The sequence below is a fragment of the Bradyrhizobium sp. SRL28 genome, assembly GCF_018596315.1.
GTDB lineage: Bacteria > Pseudomonadota > Alphaproteobacteria > Rhizobiales > Xanthobacteraceae > Bradyrhizobium.
On record NZ_JAHEAG010000001.1, the window covers coordinates 282,363 to 307,677 of the forward strand.

A 25,315-nucleotide genomic window follows, 5' to 3' on the forward strand; every position below is an offset into this window, starting at 1 on the left:
TGCCTGTCATTACCACCGCTCAGGACGGATGTGCGGACAGATACGGCGAATTTGCAATCGACCAGGACGGCATCGGCTCCATGCGAAAGATCTGCCGCAGATGGACTTCATCGGGGCCGTCGCCGATGCGCAGCAGGCGGCCCCAGGCCAGCGCCTGATGGATCGGCGTATCGTCGGAGCCGCCCATCGCGCCGAACACCTACATGGCGCGGTCGGCGATCCGCTGCAGCATCGCCGGCACCGCGACCTTGATCAGCGATACATCGCGCCAGGCGTCCTGGTGGCCGGCCTGATCGAGCCGCCACGCACAGCGATAGGCCAGCAGGCGCGCCTGCTCGAGTTCGACGCGGGATTCGGCGATCCAGCGCTGCACGGTGTCGTACTGGATCACGGTGCGCCCGAAGGCGGAGCGCTCCGACGAGCGCACCATCATCAGTTCGATCAGCAGTTCGCAGAGCCCGATCGAGCGCATGCAATGATGGATGCGGGCCGGCCCCAGCCGAATTTGCGCGACCTTGAAACCTTCGCCCTCGGCGCCGAGCAGGTTCGAACGGGGCACGCGTACGTTATCGAATGTCAGTTCGCCGATCGGGGCGACGTGATCCTCACATCCCATCCAGCGCAGCCGCCGCACCAGGCGAACGCCCGGCGTCTCCATCGGCACGATGATGCATGAATGGCGGCTGGTGCGGTCGGCATTGGAATCGGTCACGCCCATCACGATCAGGAAGCTGCATTTTGGATGCGCCGCGCCGGTGATGAACCATTTGTGTCCGTTGATGACGTAGTCGTCGCCGTCGCGGACCATGCGCGTGGCGATGTTGGTGGCATCGGATGACGCCACATCAGGTTCGGTCATGCCGAAGGCCGAGCGGGTTTTGGCTTCCAGCAGCGGCTGCAGCCAGCGCGCCTTCTGTTCAGAAGTGGCGCAATTCTGCAGCGCGATCATGTTGGGCACGTCGGGCGCCTGACAGTTGAAGACCTCAGGCGCCCAGAACAGCCGGCCCATGACTTCAGCCAGCGGCGCATATTCGAGATTGGAAAGCCGGGTGCCGGGTTCGTCGTCGGACAGTTCGGGAAGGCCGAGATTCCACAGCCCTGCTGCCCGCGCCTTGTGTTGAAGGTCGGCCATGAAGGGCGCAGCCTCGCCCTTGGCGACGTGCGCAAGCCAGGCGCGGTGGCGCGGCAGAACTTCCTGATCGAAGAACGCCTGCAGCTTCTCCAGCCATGCTTCCGATCGACCGGAAAGATCGAAATCCATGTCGCCTCCCGCTTTTTCGGGAACCTAAGCGTATATCGACACAATTTGCAAATTCATTTCGATATATTGACAGAACTAGGGAACCATGGCCAAAATTCGGTCATGGGAGCGATTTCCAGTATTGATACCCCGAAGCCCCGGACGGCGGAGGACCAGGCCGATCCTTCCTTCGCGACCACGCTGGCGCATGGGCTCGACGTGCTGGCCGCGTTCCGCAACCGCAGCGGCTCGCTGTCGAACGCGGACCTCGCACTGCATACCGGCCTGTCTCGGCCGACGGTGTCGCGGCTGACCTACACGCTGGCGCAACTCGGCTATCTCAAGCGCGACACCAAAGGACGCTTCCAGCTCGGGCTCGGCATTCTGGCCGCGGCCTATCCGGTGCTGTCGGCGCTGAAGGTCCGGCAACTCGCGCGGCCCCTGATGCGCGATTTCGCCGCCTATACCGGCGGCACGGTTTCCATCGCCATGCCGTTCGGCCTCGACTTCATCTATGTTGAAACGCTGCGTACCACCGACGCAGTAACGCATTTGCCCGACGTTGGCTTTGCGAGTTCATTGGCGCCCACCGCCGTCGGCCGCGCGCTGCTGTCGCTGTTCACCAAAGAAGAACTCGACGCGTATTTGGCGAACGTGAAAGCCGAGCGCCCGGAAGAAGCCGACTATGTGCAGGCGCGGACCCTGCCTGATGTCGAGCTTTGCAAGGAGCGCGGCTTTGCGATCTCGCTCGGCGAATGGCGGCGCGAAATTTTCGGCGTCGCCGCGCCGCTGTACCGCACGGCCTCGGGCGACTGCCTTTCCGTCAATTGCGGCATCCCGTCGTTTCGATTCAACGCCGAACAGATCGAGCGCGAATGCGCGCCGCGCATGCTGGGCCTGGCGCGCAGTATCCGCTCGCTGGTAGCGAACGACTGAATACCCCCGAAAGAGGGGCAAAGGCGCATCGTCTCGAACGATGCGAAAAAATGGGGAGGGAAGAATGAGCCGGATCAAAACCGTGCTGGGCTTCGCCGTGGGTTTTGCTTTGGTCCCAGCCATGCTGCTCGCCGATGCCGCGCAGGCGCAGAACAACTACCCGAACCGTCCGATCCGCATCATCGTGCCCTACCCCGCCGGCGGCATCGTCGACATCGTCGCGCGCGCCGTGACCGAACAGGTCGGCCGCGACTGGAAACAGACGGTGGTCGTCGAAGCAAGACCGGGCGGCAACAGCAATATCGGTACCGCCTCAGTGGCGCGCAGCGAACCCGACGGTTACACGTGGCTCGTCACCGGCCCGGCGGCGCTGGTCAACCCGATGCTCTACAAGGACGCCGGCTGGGACGCGCTGAAAGATCTTAGATGCGTCGGCCTCGCCGTCTGGAATCAAAGCGTCGCACTGGTTCATCCCTCGATGCCGGCCAAGACGATCGCCGAGTTTGTGGAGATCGCGCGCAAAAAGCCCGGCGAGCTTAATTTCGGCAATCCCGGCACCGGTTCATCGATCGATCTGAGCGCGCAAAAACTGTTTCAGGCGGCAAACATCAAGCTCACCGATGTCGGCTACAAGGGCCAGCCGCAAGCCTTGATCGACCTGATGACCAACCTGATGCATTTCGAGATCGTCTCGCTCGAACTGGCATTGCCGCACATCAAGGCAGGCAGCGTGAAGCCGCTGGCCGTGATGACCGACAAACGTGTCGCCGACCTGCCTGATGTGCCGACGATTGCGGAAGCGGGATTTCCGGAAGCCACTTATGTGCCCTGGTATGGCATCTATGTTCAGGCGGGGACACCAGATGCCATCGTCGAGAAAATCAACGACGGCATCAACAAGGCGCTGCAGAACCCGGAAGTGCAGCGCCAGCTATCGGTCGCCAATATCCCGGGCAAGCCGATGCCGCTCAAGGACCTCGCCGCACTGATGAAGACGGATTACGAGAAGCTGACGAAGGTGATCGCGACGTCGGGCATGGCGCTACAGTAACGCGGGCCGATCCTGTCGCTAATTGAGCGCCCACAGGTAGGCCAGCGTCGCCGCGATCCCGAGAGCCGTTCTGACCGCGTGCAGGCCTCCCCACTTCACGATCAGCGCGCGTGATTGCGCCCCGGCGTCTTGTTCGGCAATCGCCTTCAACGCGCGGTTGGTCGGCATGATGCCAAACAGCGTATAGGGCCAGTTGGCGAGAATAAGCACCGCGCCGACAATCCAGCGCCAATCCCCAGTCAGCCAAGCGGCGATCAGACCGAGCACGCCTGAAATGACCGCGCCGCTCGCCTGCATCTGAAGACCGCGGTCGTAGCTTGGCTTCCACTGTTTCAAAAGGGCCCGGTCATCAAGACTGAGGCGAGCCGGCTGCTCGGCGAAACTGACGTAGAATGCGGCCCCGGCGAACGCGGCGGCGACAATCGTCGCAAGCTGTCCTGCAAGCATGACTCACTCCACATCATCTCTTCAAGGTCATCGCAAACTCAGGCATGGCGCTGCAGATACAAAACACCAGCCTCACCGCGTCATTGCGAGGAGCCAACGGGTCCGGCCTTCGGCCGGCCCGATGATAAACTCCGCGACGAAGCAATCCATATCTCAACGCGAGGATAGATGATTGCTTCGCTGCGCTCGCAATGACGGCTGAGAGCGCCCCCTACTTCTTCACCTTGCTGGCATCCATCTTGATCGACGTATCCAGCATCTTGACCGAAAACGCGCTGTTGACGTCAAACGGCTTCTCCATGCCGAGATAAGTCTGCACCAGTTCGTAATCCTTCTTCATCCGCTCGGCGTCGATCCAACCCAGCGCCTTGGTCGTGGTGAAATCGTCCGTCATCAGGAACTTGATGCGCTCCCACTGGCGCTGCTGGTTTTCCTTGTCGAGACCGGAGGCCTGATCGAGCAGCGCCTTGAGGCACGGCGCGACGTCGGCGACGCAGGCGGCATACGCCTTCTGGCTGATCTTGACGAATTCCTCGACCAGCTTCGGATTCTTCGCCAGATACGCGCCGTTGACAATCAGCGAGTTGCCGTAAGGATTGAGCCCGATATCCTTCCAGTTGACGTAGCCGAGGTCGGCGCCGAACTCGATCACCTTCAGATCGTGCTCGTTGTAGAAATCGCTGATGATATCGACGGTATGGCTCTTCAGCGCCGCGATCTTGGCGGTGGGGCCGACATTGACGAAATTCACGGAGTCAGGTGCGATGCCGGCGGCCTTGGCAAAGGCCGGCCACATCACGCGCGAGGCGTCGCCGGGCGGATTGCCGATCTTGTGGTTCGGAAAGTCCTTCGGCCCGTTCACGCCATAGCTCTTCAGCCAGTAGAAGGTCTGCCCGGTGTTGGCGTAGATGCTCATCAGCGCCACCACGTCGGCGCCCTTGCTTTTGGCCACCAGCATGGTCGCGAGATCGGCGATGCCGAACGGCGATCCGCCGGAGCCGACCTTCAGCGAGGAGACGCCGGACCCCTTGCCGACCTCGATCGTCAGGTCGATGCCGGCCTTCTCGTACCAGCCCTGCGCCTTGGCGTAATAGAACGGCGAATGATCCGCCGTCGGCGTCCAGTTCAGGATCAGGTTGACGGCCTCGGCGGCCGCACAGGGCACAGCCGGTACGGCAAGCGCAAGCGCCAATCCCGCAATTCGCAACCCCTTCATGGCAACCCTCCTCGTTTGCAACCGATCTTGTCGCCGCACGCCGGTGACGCTACCAATGCAACAAGGGACCAGACGACTTGTCAACTATTTGGTTGGAAATGCCCAGAAAACGCATCGACGATACCAAGCCGCAGCGGCGCGATCCGGCCGCAACCCGCAAGAAACTGCTGACGGCGGCGCGGCGGGAATTCGCCAGCAGCGGCCTTGCCGGGGCCCGGGTCGACGAGATCGCCGCGCGCGCGGGCGTCAACAAGCAGCTCGTGTATCACTATTTCGGCGACAAGGACGCGCTGTATCTGGCGGTGCTCGAATGGGTCTACGAAGAAATCCGCGCGCAGGAGCGCAAGCTCAATCTCGAGGGATTGCCGCCCGAACAGGCGATCAAGAAACTGATCGAGAGTTCCTTCGACCACCTCGCCGCGCATCCGGACTTCATCGTGCTGTTGAACGACGAAAACCGCGGCGGCGCCCGGCACGTGCGCGGCTCCCGCAAACTGGAGGCGATGCATTCCCCGCTGGTCAGCCTGGTTTCGACCATCCTCGGCGAGGGCGTAAAGGCCGGCATATTCCGCAGGGGTATCAACCCCGTACACCTCTATATCTCGATCGCCGGGCTCAGCTATTTCTACTTCTCGAACACGCCGACCCTATCGGCGATTTTCGGCAAGGACTTGTCGAGCCGGGCGGCGCGGCAGGCCCGCCGCAAGCATGTCGTCGATCTGGTAATGCACTCGCTGCGGCCCTAATCAACCAGATGGTTGATTACCGGGAAAGGCCGCGATAGATTACCGCCACGCGGCCGGGAACCGGCTGCGCGTCTAAAGGGAGTGTGCGGTGTTCAGCGGTGACGGCGGATCGGCACGGTCTTTCGCGATCATCCTGATCGTGCATCTGGCTGTGATCGTGCTGTGGCAGGTGCTGGTCGACGCCTTCCAGGTACCGAAATTCATTCTGCCCTCGCCGCTTGCGACCATCGCGACGCTCGGCACGCCCGGCTATGCGTGGCTCTCCAACCTCGCGGTGACGGCCATCGAAATTCTCGGCGGGTTCTGCCTTGGCGCGCTGGTCGGCATCATGCTGGCCGTGATGTTCACCTGGTCGCCGCTGATCAGCCTGTTGCTGCTGCCGCTGTTCGTGACGCTGAACATGATCCCGAAGGTGGCGCTGGGCCCGCTGTTCATCGTCTGGTTCTCCTACGGCATCTTTCCGAACATCCTGATCGCCTTTTCCATCTGCTTCTTCCCGATTTTGCTGACGACCGCACGGGGCTTGAGCGAGGTCGAGCCTGACTTGTTGGATCTCGTAAAATCGCTGCGCGGCTCGCGCTGGACGCTGTTCCGGAAAATCCAGTTGCCGGGCGCGCTGCCTTACGTGTTTTCCGGGATGAAGGTCGGCGCGATCCTGGCGGTGGCCGGCGCCATCGTCGGCGAATTCATCGCCTCCGAGCGGGGGCTCGGCTATCTCATGATCCAGGTGCAATCCTCGCTCGATACGCCGGCGATGGTGATGGCCGTCGTGCTCCTGACGTTGCTGGGCGTGGCGCTGTACGGGCTCGTGCTCGGCTTGGAGCGGATGTTCGTCGTCCGCGACATCCGGCTGCAATAAGACAGGGAATGAACATGCTGCTGACGCGCGAGAACCTGCCGCAGACGATTGCCGATATCGCAGCGCTGGACGACCTGCTGTGCCGCCCAAGCCAGGCGCTGATCGACGATCTCCGCAAAATCGATGGTGACATCATGATTTTGGGCGTTGCCGGCAAGATGGGGCCGACGCTGGCGGGCCTTGCCAAAGCGGCCGCGCCGGAGCGCCGTGTGATCGGCGTCGCGCGCTTCAGCGATCCCGCCGTCAAGGACTGGCTGCAGGGGCGCGGCGTCGAGACGTTGAATTGCGATCTGCTCGATGAGGCCGCGATCAAGGCGCTGCCGAAGGCTCCGAATATAGTCTTCATGGCCGGGCGCAAATTCGGCGCCGAAGGCGACCTCTCGCTGACCTGGGCGATGAATTCGCACGTCCCTGCCCTGGTCGCGCAGGCCTTTGCGGGTTCGCGCATCGTGGCGTTCTCGACCGGCTGCGTCTATCCGTTCGTGCCTGTCAACGGCAAGGGCTCGGATGAGGATATGGCGCCCAATCCGCCCGGCGAATACGCGCAATCCTGTGTCGGGCGCGAGCGCATGTTCGAGTACTTCTCGAAGCAGCATTCGACGCCCGGGCGGTTGTTCCGGCTCAACTACGCGATCGACATGCGCTACGGCGTGCTGCACGACATTGCGAGCAAGGTGCTGCAGGGCAAGCCGATCGACGTCAGCCTCGGCCACGTCAATTTCATCTGGCAGGGTGACGCGTCCGCGCAGGCGCTGCGCTGTCTGGCGCATTGCGACACGCCGACATCGCCGATCAATGTCAGCGGTCACGAGATTCTCGCCGTGCGCGATCTCGCGGCAAAATTCGGCCAGCGTTTTGGCCGCGCACCCGTGATCGTCGGCAAGGAAGAGCCGACGGCGTGGCTCACCGACACCTCGCAGGCGGTGAAGCTGTTCGGCCTGCCGATCGTCGATACCGAGCAACTCATCAGTTGGACCGCCGACTGGGTGTCGCGATCGATGCCGAGCCTGGGCAAGCCCACCAAATACGAGGTGCGCGATGGCCGCTACTGAGCCGATCGACATTGTCGAGCTCGGCGTTGGCGACGCGCAGGCCGGGCTGGTGCTGTCGACCGAAGCGGGCTGGAACCAGAACGAGGCCGACTGGCGGTTTTTCCTGAGCAAGGGAGTCGTGCTTGGCATACGGGACAGCGCCAGGTTGGTGGCGACTGCTGCGCTGCTGCCCTACTCGGCAGGCAATGCCTGGATCAGCATGGTGCTGGTGACCGTGGACTTTCGTCGCCGCGGCATTGCGACAAAACTCGTCGATGCGTGCCTCGACGTGGCAGCAAGGCGTGGTCTCACGACCTGGCTGGACGCGACACCTGCCGGCGCCGCCGTCTACGGGCCGCTCGGCTTCACGCCGACGCTGCAATTGAGACGGTTGCGGCTAACGAAACCGCAAGGCACCGGGGCGTCTCGGCCGCTGTCGGCGGGCAACCTGGACGCCTTGGCCGCACGCGATACCAGCGCCATGGGCTTCGACCGCAGCACATTGTTGTCAGAATTTTCCGCGCGCCCGGGCTCTCGCATCGTGTCTGATGACCGGGCTATGGCCCTCATCCGCAATGGACGCACCGCGCGTCATATCGGTCCGCTGCTGGCCGATCGCGCCGATCAGGCGCTCGCGCTGGTGGATGCCATTGTTAGCTCCGAGACCGGCCCCTGGCTGATCGACGCCGTCCATTCTCAGGAAGAGTTTCTGAACGGGCTTGTTCAGTCAGGCTGGAACATCGAGCGGCCGTTTCAGCGCATGCGCTTTGGCCGTCCCACCGCGTCGCCCGCGCAACTGCCGTTCGCGGTCGCCGGCCCGGAATTTGGATAGGAAGTGCCGTCATGCACCATAGCGAAATCAAAGCCGACGTTCGCAAGCTGATCGCCGACGGCACGGTACTCCCGGCGCATCCGCTCGCGCTCGACGCCGACCGCGCTCTCGATGTCAGGCATCAGCGCGCTCTGACGCGCTATTACCTGGATGCCGGCGCCGGAGGATTGGCCGTCGGCGTGCACACCACGCAATTCGCCATCCGCGACGTCGGCCTGTACCGGCCGGTGCTGGAACTGGCAGCGGAGACCGCGGCTTCGTGGACCAAGCGTCCGGTTGCGATGGTCGCAGGCCTGGCCGGTGCCACCCGACAAGCCATCGCGGAGGCGCAAACCGCACGTGGCATCGGCTACCACGCCGGCCTGCTCAGCCTTGCTGCGATGAAATTGGCATCGGAGGACGAGATTATTGGGCATTGCGAGGCCGTGGCGCGGGAAATTCCGCTGGTTGGCTTCTACCTGCAGCCGGCCGTCGGCGGCGTCATTCTCAGCGCCGATTTCTGGCGCCGCTTCGCTGCCATCGACAACGTCATCGCCATCAAGATCGCGCCGTTCAACCGCTACCGAACGCTCGACGTTCTGCGCGGCGTGGCGGCGGCCGGCGCGCTCGACCGCGTCGCGCTCTATACCGGCAATGACGATCACATCCTGCTCGACCTGATGCTGCCGTTCGACCTGCGCGACAAGGGCGTCACCACCCGCGCCTATTTCAAGGGCGGCCTGCTCGGGCACTGGTCGGTATGGACCGCGAGCGCGATCAAGCAGTTCGAGATGTGCAAGGCCGCGCGCGGCAAGGACAGCGTGCCGGCCGATCTTCTGGCGCTCGACGCCCGCGTGACCGACTGCAACAGCGGGTTCTTCGATGTCGCCAATAACTTTCACGGCTGCATCGCAGGTTGCCATGAAGTGCTGCGGCGACAAGGGTTGATGCAGGGGCTGTGGTGCCTCGATCCCGCCGAAGGGCTCAGCCCCGGGCAGATGGCCGAGATCGACCGCGTCTGCCGCGAGCATGCCGACCTCTCCGACGACGCCTTCGTGAAGGCGAACTTGCAGAAATGGCTGGCATGAGCGCCGACGACCCCTTCATCAGCCTGCGCAACGTCCGCAAGATCTACCGGTCCAAGGGCACGGAGTTCCTTGCCGTCTCCGACGTCACCATGGACGTGCAGGAAGGCGAACTGGTCTCGCTGGTCGGCCCTTCCGGCTGCGGCAAGACCACGGTGCTGAAGATCCTGGCCGGGCTGCATGAGGCCGACGGCGGCACGATCAAGATCGGCAATTCGAAAACGCCGTTCGACCCTGCCCGCGATATCGGCATGGTGTTCCAGCAGGCGCTATTGCTGAAATGGCGAACCATTTTGGACAACGTGCTGTTGCCGGCCGAAATCGTCGGCCTGCCGATGAAAGCCGCGCGATCCCGCGCCCGCGATCTGCTCAACCTGGTCGGCCTCGCCGGTTACGAAGACAAATATCCCCAGCAATTGTCCGGCGGCATGCAGCAGCGCACAGCGATTGCGCGCGCCTTCATCCACGATCCAAAACTGATCCTGATGGATGAGCCGTTCGGCGCGCTCGACGCGCTGACCCGCGAACAGATGAATCTCGAAATGCTGCGGATCTGGCGCGAAAGCGGCAAGACCATCCTGTTCGTGACGCACTCGATCCAGGAAGCCGTGTTTCTCGCCTCGCATTGCGCCGTGCTGACCGCAGGACCAGCGCGGATGGCGGAGTATTTCCCGATCGAGCTGCCGTTCCCGCGCGCCTTGCCGATCAAGACCACGGACGAGTTCGGCGCCTATGCGCGGCGAATTTACGCGAGCCTGGGATTGAGCCCAGGCGCCTGAGCCCGCTACTCATACGCCACAGGCCCGGTATCGCGATAGGCCCAGCAACTCTCCTTCGGCAGTGAAACCTGAGTCTCGACACCGACCTGATGCCGGGCCGCGGTGCCGAGTTCGACCACCTCCAGCCGCCGGCCGAACAGTTCGATGCCATAGGCCGTCTGCGTGCCCTGATAGCGGCGGTCGAGGACGCGGGCGGGAAAGACGTTGGCGCCGCCATGTTGGCCGATCGAGATGTTCTCCGGCCTTAGCGCAATGCGTACCTTCTCATCCGGGCTGAGCGAATGCAGCAATGCCACCTCGCCCCGCCGTCCCTCGCCGAAATCGACCGTGCCGAACACGCCATTGCGCGACACCAGCGTGCCGGCGAGTTCATTGGTCGCGCCCGTGAAGTTGGCGACGAACAAATCCGCTGGACGGTTATAGATCGCGTCAGGCGTATCCATCTGCAGCAGCTTGCCGTCGCGCATCACGCCGATGCGGTCGCCGAGCACGACTGCTTCGGCCTGGTCATGGGTGACGTACAGTGCGGTCATCCCGGTTTGCTTCAGGATGACGCGGAGATCATCCCGCAGCCGCAGGCGCAGCTTGGCATCGAGGTTCGACAAGGGCTCGTCGAGCAGCAGCAATTGCGGCCGGTAGACGATGCTGCGCGCCAGCGCCACGCGCTGCATCTGGCCGCCGGATAATGCGACCACCGGCCGTTCGGCATATTCCGACAAGCCGACCAGTTCGAGCGCCTCGTCGACCTTGCGGCGAGCGTCGCTGCGCGAAAGCTTTCGGTGCTTGAGCGGATAGACCACGTTCTGCCGCACCGTCATATGCGGCCACACCGCATAGGACTGAAACACCATGCCGAGATCGCGCAGGCGCGGCGGCACCAGAATGCCGCGCTCGGGCGACGAGACCACCCTGCCGACGATGCTGATTTCACCCGAGGTCGGATGCTCCAGTCCGGCAACGCAGCGCAGTGTCGTGGTCTTGCCGCAGCCGGAGGGGCCGAGCAGAACCACGATCTCGCCGGCCGGCACGGCAAAACTGACGCCGTCGATCGCCGGCCGGCCGATCGCAAACTGCTTGCGCAGGTCGGTAACTTCGAGCGTCGCTGTCATAGGCGCAATGATTTCCCTGATGCGACGATCATTGCCCGTACCCGTAGGTCTTGTTCCACTCGGCGACCCAGGCCGTGTGCAACTTCACATACTCGTCAAACTTGGGGAACCAGACCTTGACCACCTTGGGATCAAAACCTTCCGGATAGGCCGGCGGCACTTTCAGTGATGTGAGGTTGCCGAGTTCCTTGATCATGAACGTCTGCCCCTCCTTCGACAGGCACCAGTTCAGAAACAGTTTTGCCGCATTGGGATGCGCGGCGGTCTTTGGAATGCCCGTGGCATAAGGATTGACCGGCGCGCCTTCCGGCGGAAAGAAGATCTGGATCGGCGCGCCGTCCTTCTGCTTCGGATAGATCGCATTGTAGAGCAAAGGCCCCATGGCGATTTCGCCGCGCACCAGCGAATCCGACATCGGCGCGCCCGATGGATACAGCACCGGACGGGTCGCCGCCTGCTTGGCCCAATAGTCCTCGCCGAGCACCTGCCGTTCGAACATCACCCGCGTCCACGTGGTGCCGCCTGACGGAGCGATCACCTGCCCGGTCAGTTTGTTGTATTCGGGCTTGGTAAGGTCCATCCAGGATTTGGGCGGGTTCTTTACCAGCTCGGTGTTGTAAGCGATCGACCATACCAGCGTGGCGCGCGGCCAGAGCTGGGGCGCGATCTGCGCGTCGGGATTGTAGTCGGCCGCGTTCGGCGGCGCGTAGTCCTGGAACATGTCGGCCATCGGCTGCATCAGCGCGCGGTCGGAATGATCGACCACGTCGGCGATCAGTTTGCCGGCCGCGGCCTCGGTCTTCACGCGGGTGATCAATTGGCCGCCCGGCGCGCGCACCATCTCGACCTTGATCTCGGGGAAGCGCTTGTTGAAGGCCTTGATGACCTGCTGTTCCACTTCGGCGAAATTCGCGGTGTAGAAGACCAGCTTGCCTTCGGCCTTCGCGGCCGCAATCAATTCGGGCGAGCCAAACTCCTGCGCCTGCGCCGCGCTCCATGTCAGCGCAAGACCGGCGATACCGGCGATTGCGGCAATGTTGGTGAAGATCCTTCCAGTCATAGCCAATCCTCCCGTTCGTCTTGTTATCCGGTTCGGGCGACACTGCCCTGCGCCGCACCGCGCGACAGCCAATTGGCGCCGCCGATGAGAACGCCGAGCAGAACAGTTTGCACCAGGCTGAACGCGGCGGTCTTTCCGAGGTTTCCGCCTTCGTAATAGTCGAGCAGAAGCACCGACATCACCATGGTGTTGCTGGTGTAGAGGAACAGCGACGAGCCGAGTTCGCGGATCGCGAGCACGAATAACAGCGTCATCGAGGCGATCACGCCCGGCCGCGCCAAAGGCAGCACGATCGTCCTGATGGTGCCGAGCACGCCCTTGCCGCAGACCCAGGCGGCTTCCTCGAGCTCGCGATGAATCTGCATGAACGAGGTCGACAACGACTTGACCGTATCGGGCATGAAGCGCGCGATGAACGCCAGCGCCAGGATCCAGATCGTGCCGTAGAGACCGCCGGGAATGCCGATCCATGCCCAGAGATAGGCGACACCGACCACGAGGCCAGGGATCGCGACAGGCAGGGTCGAAATCACGTCGATCCAGCGCCGGCCCGTCACCTGGGTGCGGTGAATGGTGTAGCCGATCGCAAACGCCAGCGCGCCGCCGACCACGGCGGTGATGATGCCGACCTCGACGGAGTTATAGATCGAGCGCATGGTCAGCGGATTGTCGAAGATGCTGTGAAAATGCATCAGGGAATACTGCCTGGCGTCGAACAGGCTGCTGACGTCGCGGATGAACATGAATTTTCGAAATGCCGCGACGATCAGGGCGAGCAACGGCAGCACCACCACGACCAGGAGATAGACAATGCCAAGGCCGAAGGTGAACCAGCGCCAGCGCCCGAGATCGAGGCTGCGCGGACGGAACGCCTTGCCGGCGACGGTGGTGTAGCTGCGGCCGCTCAGCACCTTATGCTGCAGGAACACGAGCAGGCCGGTGACGACCATCAGGATGATCGCAACCGCAGCGGCGGTGTTGTAGAGCGGCGGCGACCAGTTGGTGAGCTTGAAGATATAGGTCGTCAGAACGGCAAGATTGGTCGGCGCGCCCAGCACGGCAGGAATGCCGTAGATCCCGAGCATGACGATGAACGACAGCAGCATGCCCGAGACGATCGCCGGCATGATCAGCGGAAACGTCACCGTGAACAGCGTCGCGAATGCGCTGGCGCCGGAAATCTCGGCAGCCTCCTCCAGGCTGGGGTCCATGTTACGCAGCGCCGAGGCGGTAAACATGTAGACATACGGCGCATAGTAGATGCCGAACACGAACACCAGGCCCCACATCGAATAGAAATCGACGCGCCAGTCCAGACCCACCCATTTGAACATGGTGTTGATCAGGCCGGTCTTTGGCGATCCCAGAATGGCCCATGCGACGCCCGCGACCAGCGGCGGCGCGAACAGCGGCAGAATACTGGCTGCCGCGATAACCCCTTTGAACGGCGTATTGGTGCGGACGACGATCCAGGAAAACAACAAGCCGACCACGACCGCGATCAGGGTGCCGCCGCCACAGGCGATCAGCGTATTCGCCAGCGCCTCGGCGACATTCGGGTTCGCCAGCACGGTGAGGAAGTTCGTGACCGAGAGATGACTGAGCGAGATGCCCTCGACCACCGGATTGGTGTCGGTGAGCGCGCCGAGCAGCAGCATCAGAATCGGATAGATCACCAGAAAGCCGAGGATCGCCAGCAGGAGCGTCACCCACAAGCCAGCCCATGCGCGCTGCCCCTCACTGGCGCTACGCATGACTTCGCTGCGCCGGCTCACCTGTCCGTTCAACGCGCTTCCCCTCGCCAGTGACCGTCTTTTTATGGAATTGCGGTCGCGATGCGCGGGAAGCCTAGTCGATTGCGCGAGGCGCGGAAAGGTATCCGAAAGTCGGCGCGCGGATATGGCGCGGAAGGCGCTTTTTTCGACACCGACTGTTGCTTCGCATACGCATCATGCAGCGGCGTGCCTGTGGCCCGCGCCGCGTCCGTAGTACACGCCGCGGTGGGCGCCACCGCCCCCGGCGTGGAGAGCCCAAACTAATGTCACTGGATACAACCGCAAAGCCGCCCGCCCCCGCGCCCATCGACGGCTTGCCCCCGGAACTCCGGCGCTGGGCGGTCGCGGCGATCTTTACCGCGCTAGCGATGGCCTCACTGGATACGGCGATTGCCAACGTGGCCCTTCCCGCCATTGCCGCCGACCTCCATGTCAGCCCGGCCGACGTGGTCTGGGTGGTCAACATCTATCAGATCGCGCTGGTTGCGACGCTGCTGCCGCTCGGTGCGCTCGGCGAAATCGTCGGTCATCAGCGAATCTATCTCGGCGGCCTGCTGCTGTTCACGCTGGCTTCGCTCGGTTGCGCCTTCGCGTGGTCGCTACCCAGCCTGACGGCGGCGCGGGCGCTGCAGGGATTAGGCGCGAGCGGCATCATGAGCGTGAATGCGGCGCTGGTCCGCTTCGTTTATCCGACTCATATGCTCGGCCGCGGCTTCGGCCATAACGCGCTGGTGGTCGGAACGGCGTTCACGTTCGGCCCGACGATTGCCTCCGCGATCCTTGCGATCGGGACGTGGCCGTGGCTGTTTGCGATCAACATCCCCTTCGGCGTGATCGCAATCTGGATCGGCCTGAAGACCTTGCCGAAAACACCACGCGCCAAGCACGTGTTCGATTTTGCGAGCGCGGCGCTGACCGCAAGCTGCCTCGGGCTCTTCATTATCGGCATCGGCAGCGCGGCGCATCAGGCCCCACCCGTCCTGGTCGGACTGGCGCTTGGCGCTGCATTGCTGCTCGGCTGGATCATGACCCGCAGGGATGCGGACCATCCGGCGCCGATGTTGCCGATCGACCTGTTCCGGCGGCCGATGTTCGCGCTGTCGGCCGCCACGTCGGTTTGTTCATTCGCGGTGCAGGGACTGGCTTTCGTTTCGCTGCCCTTCTACTTCGAGGACGTGTTGCACCGGTCGCAGGTGGAGACCGGCTTTTTTATGACGCCGTGGCCGCTGGTGGTCGCGATCATGGCGCCGATCGGCGGTCGGCTGTCCGACCGCTATCCCGTCGGCATCCTCGGCGGCATCGGTCTGGTGCTGCTCGGCATCGGCATGGCGCTGCTGGCGACGCTGCCGCCTGACCCGAGCATTACGAATATCGTCTGGCGCACCGTGATTTGCGGGATCGGATTCGGGTTCTTTCAAACGCCCAATTTGCGGGCACTGATGTCGAGCGCACCGCCGCACCGCAGTGGAAGTGCGAGTGGCATCGTCGCGACCGCACGCCTGACCGGACAAACCCTCGGCGCTGCGCTCGCGGCTCTGTGCTTTGCCCTCGCCGGGCACCACGGCGCGACGGTGGCGCTGATGCTCGGCGCCGGGTTTGCCGCGCTCGGCAGCCTGATGAGTTTCCTGCGCCTGGCCGTGGGCGCAGAACGGACATGACAGCCATGCGACGGGCATGTGCCCACGCAACACCGGCGGATCAGGTTTCATCCGGCGTGTAAGCACGCATTTTCTTGATTTGAACTATTCCAAGTTGCAGGCCATCTTCCCGCGCGCAGCTCACTCGGTGGATTGAGCGAACAGGGGATACGCGATGGCAAATCTCACGATCAACGGCAAATCAATCAGCGTGGACGTCGAAGACGACACGCCGCTTCTTTGGGCAATCCGGGAGAACGTCGGGCTGACCGGCACCAAATACGGATGCGGCATTGCACAATGCGGCGCCTGCACCGTGCATGTCGACGGGGTCGCGATGCGCTCCTGCGGCGTCACGGTCAGCGAAGCCGTCGGCAAGCAGATCACCACGATCGAAGGTCTCGCCAGCAATGGCGCGCTGCACAAGGTGCAGCAGGCCTGGGTCGCCAACGACGTGCCGCAATGCGGCTATTGCCAGAGCGGCATGATCATGGCCGTCGCGGCACTTCTGAAGGAGAAGCCGAAGCCGACCGACCAAGACATCAACGAGGCCGTCACCAATATCTGCCGATGCGGGACCTTCCAGCAGGTCCGCGAGGCGATCCACGCCGCCGCAAGCGCTTGAGGGGGACGCCATGAACAAGCACGTCATGCCCAAGCTCACCCGCCGCGGCTTCGTGATCGGCACCGCTGCCGCCGGCGCCGGCCTCGCCATCGGCCTGGATATTCCCTTCGGCGGACCGACCGTGGTCCGCGCCGCCGACGGCTCGCCCGAAGTCAATGTCTGGGTGGTGATCCGCCCCGACGACACGACCGTGATTCGCATCGCCCGCTCGGAGATGGGACAGGGCTCCCTCACCGGCCTTGCCCAGCTCGTCGCCGAAGAACTCGAATGCGACTGGTCGAAGGTCGTCACCGAATATCCGACGCCGGGTCAAAGTGTCGCACGCAAGCGCGCCTGGGGCGATTTCTCGACCGGCGGCAGCCGCGGCATCCGGTCCAGCCAGGACTATGTCCGCAAGGGCGGCGCCACCGCGCGCGTGATGCTGGTGCAGGCAGCCGCGAACGAATGGAAGGTGCCGGCCTCGGAATGCACCGCCGCCAACAGCATCATCACCCATACGCCGTCCGGCAAGACCACGACCTACGGCAAGGTAGTTGAAGCTGCGGCGAAGCTCGAGCCGCCGGCCGAGGTGAAGCTGAAAGATCCTAAGGACTGGAAGATCATTGGCAAGGGAGTGAAGCGGCTCGACACTGTCGACAAGACGACGGGTGCGATGATCTATGGCTCCGACGTCAAGCTACCGGGCATGCTCAACGCCGCGATCAAGGATTGCCCCGTGTTCGGCGGCAAGCTGAAGAGCTACGACGAAGCCAAAGTCATGGGCATGAAGGGCGTCAAGAAGGTCGTGCGCGTCAACGACAGCACTGTCGCCGTCGTCGCCGATACCTGGTGGCACGCCAAGACCGCGTTGGATGCGCTGCCGATCGTCTGGGACGAAGGCGAGAACGCCAAAGTCTCCAGCGAGTCGATCGCAAAGTGGCTGGCGGAAGGCCTCGACAATGCGCAGCCGGCTTACATCGGCAACCAGAACGGCGACGCCAAGGCCGCGATTGCCGGTGCCGTCAAGAAGGTCGAAGCGGTCTACAACTATCCCTACCAGAACCACGCGACCATGGAGCCGATGAACGCCACGGCACTCTATACACCGGACAAATGCGAGGTCTGGTGCGGCACGCAGAACGGCGAAGCGGCGTTCGCCGCCACCATGGAAGCGTCGGGACTGCCGGCGGAAAAATGCGAGGTGCACAAGCTCATCCTCGGTGGCGGCTTCGGCCGTCGCGGCATGACTGACTATGTCCGGCAGGCGGTTCTGATCGCCAAGGAGATGCCGGGCACGCCGGTCAAGCTGCTATGGTCGCGCGAAGAGGACATGGCGCAAGGCAAGTTTCATCCGGTCACACAATGCAAGCTGACCGGAGCCTTCGATGCCGACAATAATTTGACGGCGTTGCATGTACGGATATCGGGCCAATCGATCCTGTACACGGTGCGTCCGGCAGCGTTGGTGAACGGCATGGACACGGCTGCGTTCCAAGGCCTCGCCCCCTCCGGCGACGCGGCAATCGGCTACTCCGTGCCGAACCTGCTGGTCGAGCATTCCATGCGCAACCCGCACGTTCCGCCCGGCTTCTGGCGCGGCGTCAACGTGAACCAGAACGCGATCTATATGGAATGCTTCATGGATGAACTGGCGCAGTCGGTGGGCCAGGATCCGGTGGAATTCCGCCGCAAGCTGATGAGCAAGCATCCGAAGCATCTCGCCGTGCTCAACGCGGTGGCCGAGAAGATCGGCTGGGGCAAGCCTGCGCCGCAAGGCGTCTATCGCGGGATTGCGCAGGTGATGGGCTATGGCAGCTATGTCGCGGGTGCCGCGGAAATCTCCGTCACCGAAGGCAGCAAGATCAAGGTGCATCGCATCGTCGCCTCGACCGATCCCGGCTACGTCGTCAACCCGGCGCAGGTCGAGCGGCAGATTGCGGGCTCCTTCGTCTATGGCCTCTCCGCCCTGTTCTATGGCGGCTGCACGGTCAAGGACGGCAAGATGGAGCAGACCAACTTCGACACCTACAACTCGATGCGCATCGCGGAGATGCCGAAGGTGGAATGCGTCATGGTGCCGAGCGGCGGCTTCTGGGGCGGCGTCGGCGAGCCGACCATCGGTGTCGCCGCGCCCGCGGTGCTGAACGCCTATTTCGCGGCAACCGGAAAACGCATACGCTCAGTGCCGCTGAAGGACCAGAACATCACGTTCGCCTGACAACAGCGGGCGGCGGCTGAAACCAGCCGCCGCTCCCTTATCGGGAGATCAGCCAAATGAAAGCGCTATCTGTCGCCGTCGCGATTGCGACGGTCATGGCGTCGAGCCCCCCGGTGCTTGCGGCTTCCGTGCCCCCGCCCGGCGCAGCATCCTGCTCCGGCTGCCACACCTCCGGGGCGGCGGCAGCCTCCTCTGTGTCGCGGCTGTACGGCCGCGACGCCGGCGAGATCACGACCGCGATGACCGGATTTCGCGACGGCTCGTTTCCCGCCACGGTCATGACCCGGATCGCCAAGGGTTTCACCGACGACGAGTTGCGCGCGATTGCGGCGTGGCTCGCGGCACAGAAGTAGGAGGCCGGCATGGGTACCAGCCATCGCGTGAGCCGCCGGGAGTTCGTGGGCGCCAGCGCGGCCACAGTGACGGCACTGGCGTTTCCGCTGCCCGCCTTCGCGCAAGCCGCGCCACGTGTCGTCGTGATCGGCGGCGGCTTCGGCGGCGCGAGTTGCGCCCGCGCGCTGAAACAGATCGATCCGAAACTACAGGTCACGCTGGTCGAACCGAACAAGACCTTCACCGCTTGCCCGTTCAGCAACATTGTCATCGCCGGACTGCGTTCGATCGAGGCGCAACAATTCGGCTATGACAAGATCGCGGCCGGCGGCGTGACCGTGGTGGCGCAAGCGGCAACGGCCGTCAATGCTGCGGCGCGGACCGTCGGCCTCGCCGACGGCACCTCGCTATCCTACGACCGGCTGGTGCTGTCTCCCGGCATCGATCTGCGTTTCGACGCGCTGCAGGGCTACGACGAAGCCGCGGCTGCGAAGATGCCGCATGCCTGGAAAGCCGGCGAGCAAACACTGCTGCTGCGCAAGCAGCTCGAAGCCATGGACGATGGCGGCCTGGTGGTGATCGCGGCTCCCGCCAACCCCTTCCGCTGCCCGCCGGGCCCGTATGAGCGCGCCTGCCTGATTGCGCATTATCTGAAAACCAAAAAGCCACGCTCGAAGCTGCTCATCCTCGACGCCAAGGACACCTTCTCCAAACAGCGGCTTTTCCAAAATGCCTGGAAAGAGCTTTATCCGGGAATGGTCGAATGGATATCGCTGTCGCAGGGCGGCAAGGTGAACGCCGTCGACCCCGCGACCAACACGCTGATCACCGATTTCGGCAACCACACCGCCCAGGTGGCCAACGTCATTCCGCCGCAGCGGGCCGGCCGCATCGCCACGGTCGCAGGCGCGACCGACAACACCGGCTGGTGCGCGATCGATCCCGTCACGTTCGAATCCAAATCGGCGCCGAACATCCATGTCATCGGCGATGCCTGTCTTGCCGGCGCCATGCCCAAATCCGCATTCACGGCGAATGCGCAGGCGAAGGTTTGCGCGGCCGCAATTGCCACGCTGATATCAGGCGGAACACCCGCCACGCCGAAGCTGATCAATACCTGCTACAGCCTGGCGGCGCCCGACTATGGCATCTCCGTTGCCGGCGTGTACCAGCCGAAGAACGGACTGCTCGCCGATGTCGAGGGCGCCGGCGGCGTCAGCCCGGCGGATGTGCCACGTGAGTTCCGCGCGCGCGAAGCCGATTATGCGCAGTCCTGGTTCGCGACGATTACGGCGGAAGTCTTTGGCTAGACTCGGATTTCGCATGTCGGCATCGATCCTTGCCGGAGCACTCCTTGTCCTGCCCGGCGGTACCGCCGCGCAGGAACTTCGCAGCTACACCATCGTCGGCGATGCCATTCCGCAATCGCTGACGGACACGGCCGGCGATGCGACGCGCGGGCGGGCCCTCGTCGTCGAACGTTCCAGCACTTGCATCCTCTGCCACAGCGGCCCATTTCCCGAACAGAAATTTCAGGGCGATCTGGCGCCTGATCTTTCCGGTTCCGGCAGCCGCTGGTCGGAAGGTCAGCTTCGGCTCCGGCTGGTGGACGCGTCCCGTCTCAATGCCGCGACCATCATGCCGTCTTATTACCGCGTCGACGGCCTCGATCGCGTCGGGACGCTGTGGCGCGGCAAGCCGATCCTGTCGGCCGAACAGATCGAGGATATCGTGGCGTATCTCGTAAGCTTGCGCGAATAGGAAGGCACGATGCAGCAACGACCCAATTCATCACGCCGCCAGTTCCTCGGCCTCGCCGGTGGCGCAGCCGTGCTCGGCGCGTTGCCCGTGGTTATCGTGCGTCCCGCGGAGGCGACACCCGCGATGCTGGCGTCGGCGATCCAGAATGTCACCGGCGGCGCGGCGGTGCGCACCGGCAAGGTCAAGCTCGACATCCCGCCGCTGGTCGAGAACGGCAACACCGTACCGATGACGGTCACCGTCGCGCACCCGATGGCGCCGGAGGATCACGTCCGCAGCATCCACGTTTTCAACGAAAAGAATCCGCAGCCCAACATCGCCAATTTCCATCTCGGCCCGCATAGCGGCCGAGCACAGGTATCAACCCGCATCCGTCTCGCCGACAGCCAGAAGATCGTCGCGATCGCAAAGCTTTCGGACGGATCGTTCTGGTCGGCCAGCGTCGACGTCGTGGTGACGTTGGCCGCCTGCACCGAGGATGTGATCTGATGGCTTCGGCACTGATCAACGTTCCAGCGAAAGCCAAACGCGGCGACATTATCGAGATCAAGACGCTGATGTCGCACATCATGGAAACCGGCTATCGCCATACGACTGCAGGCGAAGTCGTTCCGCGCGACATCATCACGAGCTTTACGTGCCGCTTCAACGGAAGCGAGATTTTCCGCACCGACCTGTTTCCGGCGATCTCCGCCAACCCCTTCATCACCTTCTTCACCACCGCGACCGAGAGCGGCAAGTTCGAATTCGAATGGACCGGCGACCAGGGCTTTTCCGAAACCGCATCCGCCTCGATCACGGTCGAATGAGATTTGCCGGCGCCATAGCCGCTGTGCTGCTGATCGCGGGCTCTGCCTTCGCCGCCGAAATCCCGCAAGCCGACCGTCGCTCCGGCTACGACTTCATGAAGCCGGACACCAGGGCGATGCAGGACGAGGATACCGCCAATCCCGGCATGCTCTGGGTGCTCGACGGCGAAGGCTTATGGAAGCGCAAGGCCGGCACCGCCAACAAGACCTGCGCCGATTGCCACGACGATGCTCGCACCAGCATGAAGGGGGTTGCCGCCCGCTATCCCTCTTTCGACAAGTCAACTGGCCGCCCGATCGATCTGGAGCAGCGTATCAATTCGTGCCGCACCAGCCAGCAGCAGGCGACGCCGCTGCCTTTCGAGAGCCGCGGGTTGCTGGCGCTCACCGCCTTCATCGCAAGGCAGTCGCAGGGCGTGCGAATCGAAACCGGCGCCGATCCGCAGCTCGCGCCGTTCATCGCCAAAGGACGCGAGCTTTACGTGCAACGGCAGGGACAGCTCAATCTCAGCTGCGCCAATTGCCACGACGACAGTTGGGACAAGCGGCTCGCCGGCTCCGCGATCACACAGGGACACCCGACCGGCTACCCGCTCTACCGGCTGGAATGGCAGTCGCTGGGATCGCTGCAGCGGCGCCTGCGCGCCTGCATCACGGGCATAAGGGCGCAGGCCTATGATTACGGCGCGCCGGAACTGGTCGAACTTGAATTGTACCTGATGTCGCGGGCACGCGGGATGGCGATGGAAGCGCCGGCCGTGCGGCCTTAAGCAGTGGGCGCTTACCGCTCCGCGAACGCCTTCTCGACCACGAACTGCGCCGGCTCGCCGTGATTGCCTTCGACAAATCCCTTGCCGTTGAGCAGCGTGCGGGTGTCGGCGACCAGCGCCGGGCTGCCGCAGATCATGACGCGGTCATGGGCGGGGTCGAGCGAGGCGAGGCCAATATCAGCGAACAGCTTGCCGGAGTTGATCAGGTCGGTGATGCGGCCGCGATTGCGGAAGGGATCGCGCGTCACGGTGGGGTAATAGACCAGCTGGTTGCGGATATATTCGCCGATCAGTTCGTCGTTCGGCAGCTTTTCGGTGATCATCTCGCCATAGGCGAGCTCGGCGACGCGGCGGCAGCCGTGCAGCAGCACCACCTTCTCGAACCGCTCATAGGTTTCGGGATCCTTGATCACGGAAAGAAACGGCGCGAGCCCGGTGCCGGTACCGATCAGATAGAGGTTGCGGCCGTCTTCAAGGTTGTCGATGACGAGCGTGCCGGTGGCCTTGCGGCTGACGATGATCTCGTCGCCCTGCTTTAAGTGCTGGAGCCGCGAGGTCAGCGGCCCATCCGGCACCTTGATCGAGAAGAATTCGAGCCGGTCCTCGTAATTTGCGCTGGCCACCGAGTAGGCGCGGAGCAGCGGCTTCTCGCCGACCTTCAGCCCGATCATGGTGAACTCGCCGTTGCGGAAACGGAACGAGGGATCGCGCGTGGTGGTGAAGCTGAACAGCGTGTCGGTCCAGTGATGGACGCTCAAAACGCTTTCCTGGTTGAAATTGCTCATCGCACCGTTCCCTGACCTGCAAGCCGGATTGACCGGTTAAATCATTCGTATACGATCGTTCGTATACAAATGAATAATCCAGCTTGATCCGATCGTCAAGCCGGGCAGAATGTCCGGCGAAGGCATTGAACCAAAAGGAAAAACCATGGCCCACGATGCACCCCAGGCGACCGGCCCGAGCAAGCTGGTGATCCGCAATATCGGGCTGCTGCTGTCAGGGGCCCTGGAGAAGCCGATCCTGGACGGCGACACGATCGTGGCCGAGAACGGCAAGATCACAGCGATCGGACGCTTCAAGGACGTCAATACCGAGGGCGCCACCACCGTCGTCGACGCCAACGGCACCACGGTCGCGCCAGGCCTGATCGACAGCCACGTCCATCCCGTCGCCGGCGACTGGACGCCGCGGCAGAACCAGATCAACTGGATCGACAGCTACCTCCACGGCGGCGTCACCACCATGATCTCGGCCGGCGAAGTCCACATGCCCGGCCGTCCCCGCGACGTCGTCGGCCTGAAGGCGATGGCGATCTTCGCGCAACGCTCATTCTGGACGCTGCGTCCCGGCGGGGTGAAGGTGCATGCCGGTGCGCCCGTGATCGAATGCGAGATGGTGGAAGACGACTTCAAGGAATTGGCCGCCGCCGGCGTCAAGCTGCTCGGCGAAGTCGGCCTCGGCGGCGTCAAGGATGGGCCGACCGCGCGCAAGATGGTCGGCTGGGCGCGCAAGTATGGCATCCAGAGCACGATCCATACCGGCGGCCCCTCGATCCCCGGCTCCGGCCTGATCGACAAGGACGTCGTGCTGGAAGCCGACACCGACGTGGTCGGCCATATCAATGGTGGCCACACTGCCCTCCCCGACGACCAGATCCGCTGCATCTGCGAGGGCTGCAAGCGCGGGCTGGAGCTGGTTCACAACGGCAATGAGCGCTCGGCGCTGTTCACGCTGCGCATCGCGCGCGAGATGGGCGACCTCAACCGCGTCATCCTCGGCACGGATGCGCCGGCCGGCTCCGGCGTGCAGCCGCTCGGCATCTTGCGGATGGTCTCGATGCTGTCCTCGCTCGGCGACTTGCCCGCCGAACTCGCCTTCTGCCTTGCGACCGGAAACACCGCCCGCATGCGCGAGCTGGATTGCGGCATCATCGAAGTCGGCCGCTCGGCGGACTTCGTCCTGATGGACAAGGCGCAGCACTCGCCCGGCAAGAACATCCTGGAGAGCGTGCAACTCGGCGACCTCCCCGGCATCGGCATGACCATCATCGACGGCATCGTCCGCACCCAGCGCAGCCGCAACACGCCGCCGGCGGGGAAGGTGCCGGAGATCATCATCGGGCATTGATGCCGGCAGACCCGGCGCAATCGCGCCAATCGCATCTGAAAAAATTGCGTTAAGCCTCGAAAGCGGTGAACGAATTGCCGGCCAGTCCCGACAAAGCCGGGCTGCCTTAATGGCAGTCTGTGGGCTCTGGTCATCGAGGGATACGTGAAAAATTCGCTGCAAGTCGCGGGCGGGGTCGTTGGTGCGGTGGTGGGCTTTATCGCCACACTGCTGATCCTCGAGTTGGTCGGCTTCGGAAACCGGGCCGACCCCATCATGTCGGGCATTCTGGCGCTGCTGGTGATCGCGCCGCTTGGCGCGATCGCGGGTCTCGTCCTCGGCACGATGCTGGCGACGCGGTTGCGCGGCCGAGAAAACACCGGCGGACTTCTCCGCAACAGCCTGAAGGCATTCGCAGTTACCGTCGCGCTCTGCGCCGCCGCCGGCACCTCCTATTATGTCTATGCGGTCATGACGGCAACGCCCTGGCTCAACCCGAATGCCGCCACCCCACTTCTCGTCTTTGAAGTTCGCCTCCCTGCAGGAGCGGCATTGCCGGATTCTGTCCGTGACATAGCGATCGAGTTGCAGACCGACATCAACCGCATGCCGGGTGAGCCGCGCTTCAACCGGTTCCGTAGCGACGGCGACAGGCCGGTGATCGCGGGCGACGTCGAACTCGCCTTCCGCACTGCGCATCGGCAGTTGGAGATCAAGGTCAAGAACCAACCCGATCGGCTCTATCCTGTCGGACTGTCAGCCAAGGCGCCGCATACGTCCGAGCTCGGGTCGTGGCAGCCGAATATCGACGGCAGCGAAATCCGCTATCGCGCCAAGTGGCCGGGACGGGATTGAGCCATGCAAGCGCGAGGCGCCGGTCCACCCCTTCCTTGAAGGCTGGCCTGCCGTTGAGATGCATTAGACTAGCT

Annotated in this window: 25 protein-coding genes and 1 pseudogene; 19 read left to right on the forward strand and 7 right to left on the reverse strand. The window is 63.5% G+C overall.

Features of this window, described 5'->3' with window-relative positions; genetic code table 11:
- Positions 1-19: 19 nt before the first annotated feature.
- Positions 20-1,261: pseudogene (locus KIP88_RS01165) on the reverse strand (acyl-CoA dehydrogenase family protein).
- Positions 1,262-1,363: 102 nt separating this feature from the next.
- Between KIP88_RS01165 and KIP88_RS01170 the strand changes: the two are divergent.
- The gene (locus tag KIP88_RS01170; RefSeq protein WP_214485995.1) at positions 1,364-2,176 is read left to right on the forward strand and encodes an IclR family transcriptional regulator; all 813 of its coding nucleotides are present in this window, start codon (positions 1,364-1,366) and stop codon (positions 2,174-2,176) included.
- Positions 2,177-2,240: 64 nt separating this feature from the next.
- On the forward strand, positions 2,241-3,227 hold the full coding sequence (locus tag KIP88_RS01175; RefSeq protein ID WP_214485996.1) for a tripartite tricarboxylate transporter substrate binding protein: 987 nt from the start codon (positions 2,241-2,243) through the stop codon (positions 3,225-3,227).
- Between the two features lie 18 nt (positions 3,228-3,245).
- Here the strand turns inward: KIP88_RS01175 and KIP88_RS01180 are convergent, their stop codons facing one another.
- Both KIP88_RS01180 and KIP88_RS01185 read right to left on the reverse strand, forming a co-directional pair.
- Positions 3,246-3,674, reverse strand: coding sequence for a DUF1772 domain-containing protein (locus KIP88_RS01180; protein ID WP_214485997.1), 429 nt, complete (start codon positions 3,672-3,674; stop codon positions 3,246-3,248).
- A gap of 211 nt (positions 3,675-3,885) precedes the next feature.
- The gene (locus KIP88_RS01185; protein ID WP_214485998.1) at positions 3,886-4,890 is read right to left on the reverse strand and encodes an ABC transporter substrate-binding protein; all 1,005 of its coding nucleotides are present in this window, start codon (positions 4,888-4,890) and stop codon (positions 3,886-3,888) included.
- 98 nt (positions 4,891-4,988) lie between these two features.
- Between KIP88_RS01185 and KIP88_RS01190 the strand changes: the two genes are divergently transcribed.
- The 6 genes from KIP88_RS01190 to KIP88_RS01215 all read left to right on the forward strand — a co-directional run bounded on the left by KIP88_RS01190 (position 4,989) and on the right by KIP88_RS01215 (position 10,201).
- On the forward strand, positions 4,989-5,636 hold the full coding sequence (locus KIP88_RS01190) for a TetR/AcrR family transcriptional regulator (protein WP_214485999.1): 648 nt from the start codon (positions 4,989-4,991) through the stop codon (positions 5,634-5,636).
- An 88-nt stretch (positions 5,637-5,724) separates the two neighbouring features.
- The gene (locus KIP88_RS01195) at positions 5,725-6,495 is read left to right on the forward strand and encodes an ABC transporter permease (RefSeq protein WP_214486000.1); all 771 of its coding nucleotides are present in this window, start codon (positions 5,725-5,727) and stop codon (positions 6,493-6,495) included.
- A 14-nt stretch (positions 6,496-6,509) separates the two neighbouring features.
- A complete protein-coding gene (locus tag KIP88_RS01200; RefSeq protein ID WP_214486615.1) occupies positions 6,510-7,547 on the forward strand; it encodes an NAD(P)-dependent oxidoreductase in 1,038 nt (345 codons plus the stop codon).
- Positions 7,534-8,358 carry a GNAT family N-acetyltransferase gene (locus tag KIP88_RS01205; protein ID WP_214486001.1) on the forward strand — a complete coding sequence of 275 codons (825 nt, stop codon included), beginning with the start codon at positions 7,534-7,536 and terminating at the stop codon, positions 8,356-8,358. The genes KIP88_RS01200 and KIP88_RS01205 overlap by 14 nt, the downstream gene beginning before the upstream one ends.
- An 11-nt stretch (positions 8,359-8,369) precedes the next feature.
- On the forward strand, positions 8,370-9,425 hold the full coding sequence (locus tag KIP88_RS01210) for a dihydrodipicolinate synthase family protein (RefSeq protein ID WP_214486002.1): 1,056 nt from the start codon (positions 8,370-8,372) through the stop codon (positions 9,423-9,425).
- Positions 9,413-10,201 (forward strand): ABC transporter ATP-binding protein, encoded by a 789-nt coding sequence (locus KIP88_RS01215; protein WP_214486003.1) that lies wholly within the window; start codon positions 9,413-9,415, stop codon positions 10,199-10,201. Before KIP88_RS01210 ends, KIP88_RS01215 begins: the two co-directional genes overlap by 13 nt.
- 5 nt (positions 10,202-10,206) lie before the next feature.
- On the opposite strand, the gene KIP88_RS01220 is transcribed toward KIP88_RS01215, so the two are convergent.
- Genes KIP88_RS01220 through KIP88_RS01230 form a run of 3 tightly spaced genes read right to left on the reverse strand, consistent with a single transcriptional unit; the run spans position 10,207 to position 14,124 of the window.
- Positions 10,207-11,310 (reverse strand): ABC transporter ATP-binding protein, encoded by a 1,104-nt coding sequence (locus KIP88_RS01220; protein ID WP_214486004.1) that lies wholly within the window; start codon positions 11,308-11,310, stop codon positions 10,207-10,209.
- Positions 11,311-11,338: 28 nt separating this feature from the next.
- Entirely contained in the window at positions 11,339-12,370 is a 1,032-nt protein-coding gene (locus tag KIP88_RS01225; protein ID WP_249790449.1) for an ABC transporter substrate-binding protein, read from the reverse strand.
- Between the two features lie 23 nt (positions 12,371-12,393).
- Positions 12,394-14,124, reverse strand: a complete 1,731-nt coding sequence (locus KIP88_RS01230) for an iron ABC transporter permease (RefSeq protein ID WP_214486005.1) — start codon at positions 14,122-14,124, stop codon at positions 12,394-12,396.
- A gap of 284 nt (positions 14,125-14,408) precedes the next feature.
- Between KIP88_RS01230 and KIP88_RS01235 the strand changes: the two genes are divergently transcribed.
- The 9 genes from KIP88_RS01235 to soxA all read left to right on the forward strand — a co-directional run bounded on the left by KIP88_RS01235 (position 14,409) and on the right by soxA (position 22,277).
- Positions 14,409-15,803 (forward strand): MFS transporter, encoded by a 1,395-nt coding sequence (locus KIP88_RS01235; RefSeq protein WP_214486006.1) that lies wholly within the window; start codon positions 14,409-14,411, stop codon positions 15,801-15,803.
- A gap of 154 nt (positions 15,804-15,957) precedes the next feature.
- Positions 15,958-16,407 carry a (2Fe-2S)-binding protein gene (locus tag KIP88_RS01240; RefSeq protein WP_214486007.1) on the forward strand — a complete coding sequence of 150 codons (450 nt, stop codon included), beginning with the start codon at positions 15,958-15,960 and terminating at the stop codon, positions 16,405-16,407.
- A 10-nt stretch (positions 16,408-16,417) separates the two neighbouring features.
- Positions 16,418-18,604, forward strand: a complete 2,187-nt coding sequence (locus KIP88_RS01245; protein ID WP_214486008.1) for a xanthine dehydrogenase family protein molybdopterin-binding subunit — start codon at positions 16,418-16,420, stop codon at positions 18,602-18,604.
- Between the two features lie 56 nt (positions 18,605-18,660).
- Entirely contained in the window at positions 18,661-18,957 is a 297-nt protein-coding gene (locus tag KIP88_RS01250) for a c-type cytochrome (RefSeq protein ID WP_214486009.1), read from the forward strand.
- A 9-nt stretch (positions 18,958-18,966) separates the two neighbouring features.
- Positions 18,967-20,247, forward strand: a complete 1,281-nt coding sequence (locus KIP88_RS01255) for an NAD(P)/FAD-dependent oxidoreductase (RefSeq protein WP_214486010.1) — start codon at positions 18,967-18,969, stop codon at positions 20,245-20,247.
- 13 nt (positions 20,248-20,260) lie between these two features.
- Positions 20,261-20,698 (forward strand): sulfur oxidation c-type cytochrome SoxX, encoded by a 438-nt coding sequence (gene soxX / locus KIP88_RS01260; protein WP_249790450.1) that lies wholly within the window; start codon positions 20,261-20,263, stop codon positions 20,696-20,698.
- Positions 20,699-20,707: 9 nt separating this feature from the next.
- A complete protein-coding gene (locus KIP88_RS01265; protein ID WP_214486012.1) occupies positions 20,708-21,187 on the forward strand; it encodes a SoxY-related AACIE arm protein in 480 nt (159 codons plus the stop codon).
- Positions 21,187-21,507, forward strand: coding sequence for a thiosulfate oxidation carrier complex protein SoxZ (gene soxZ, locus KIP88_RS01270; protein WP_214486013.1), 321 nt, complete (start codon positions 21,187-21,189; stop codon positions 21,505-21,507). The genes KIP88_RS01265 and soxZ overlap by 1 nt, the downstream gene beginning before the upstream one ends.
- Positions 21,504-22,277 carry a sulfur oxidation c-type cytochrome SoxA gene (gene soxA / locus KIP88_RS01275; protein ID WP_214486014.1) on the forward strand — a complete coding sequence of 258 codons (774 nt, stop codon included), beginning with the start codon at positions 21,504-21,506 and terminating at the stop codon, positions 22,275-22,277. Before soxZ ends, soxA begins: the two co-directional genes overlap by 4 nt.
- Before the next feature lie 11 nt (positions 22,278-22,288).
- Here soxA and KIP88_RS01280 read toward each other — a convergent pair whose 3' ends face one another.
- Positions 22,289-23,062: a ferredoxin--NADP reductase gene (locus KIP88_RS01280; protein WP_214486015.1), complete on the reverse strand. Its 774-nt coding sequence runs from the start codon at positions 23,060-23,062 to the stop codon at positions 22,289-22,291.
- Between the two features lie 145 nt (positions 23,063-23,207).
- Here KIP88_RS01280 and KIP88_RS01285 point away from each other — a divergent pair, with 145 nt between their 5' ends.
- Both KIP88_RS01285 and KIP88_RS01290 read left to right on the forward strand, forming a co-directional pair.
- On the forward strand, positions 23,208-24,407 hold the full coding sequence (locus KIP88_RS01285; protein WP_214486016.1) for an amidohydrolase family protein: 1,200 nt from the start codon (positions 23,208-23,210) through the stop codon (positions 24,405-24,407).
- 144 nt (positions 24,408-24,551) lie between these two features.
- Positions 24,552-25,241: a hypothetical protein gene (locus tag KIP88_RS01290; RefSeq protein WP_214486017.1), complete on the forward strand. Its 690-nt coding sequence runs from the start codon at positions 24,552-24,554 to the stop codon at positions 25,239-25,241.
- Positions 25,242-25,315 lie beyond the last annotated feature (74 nt).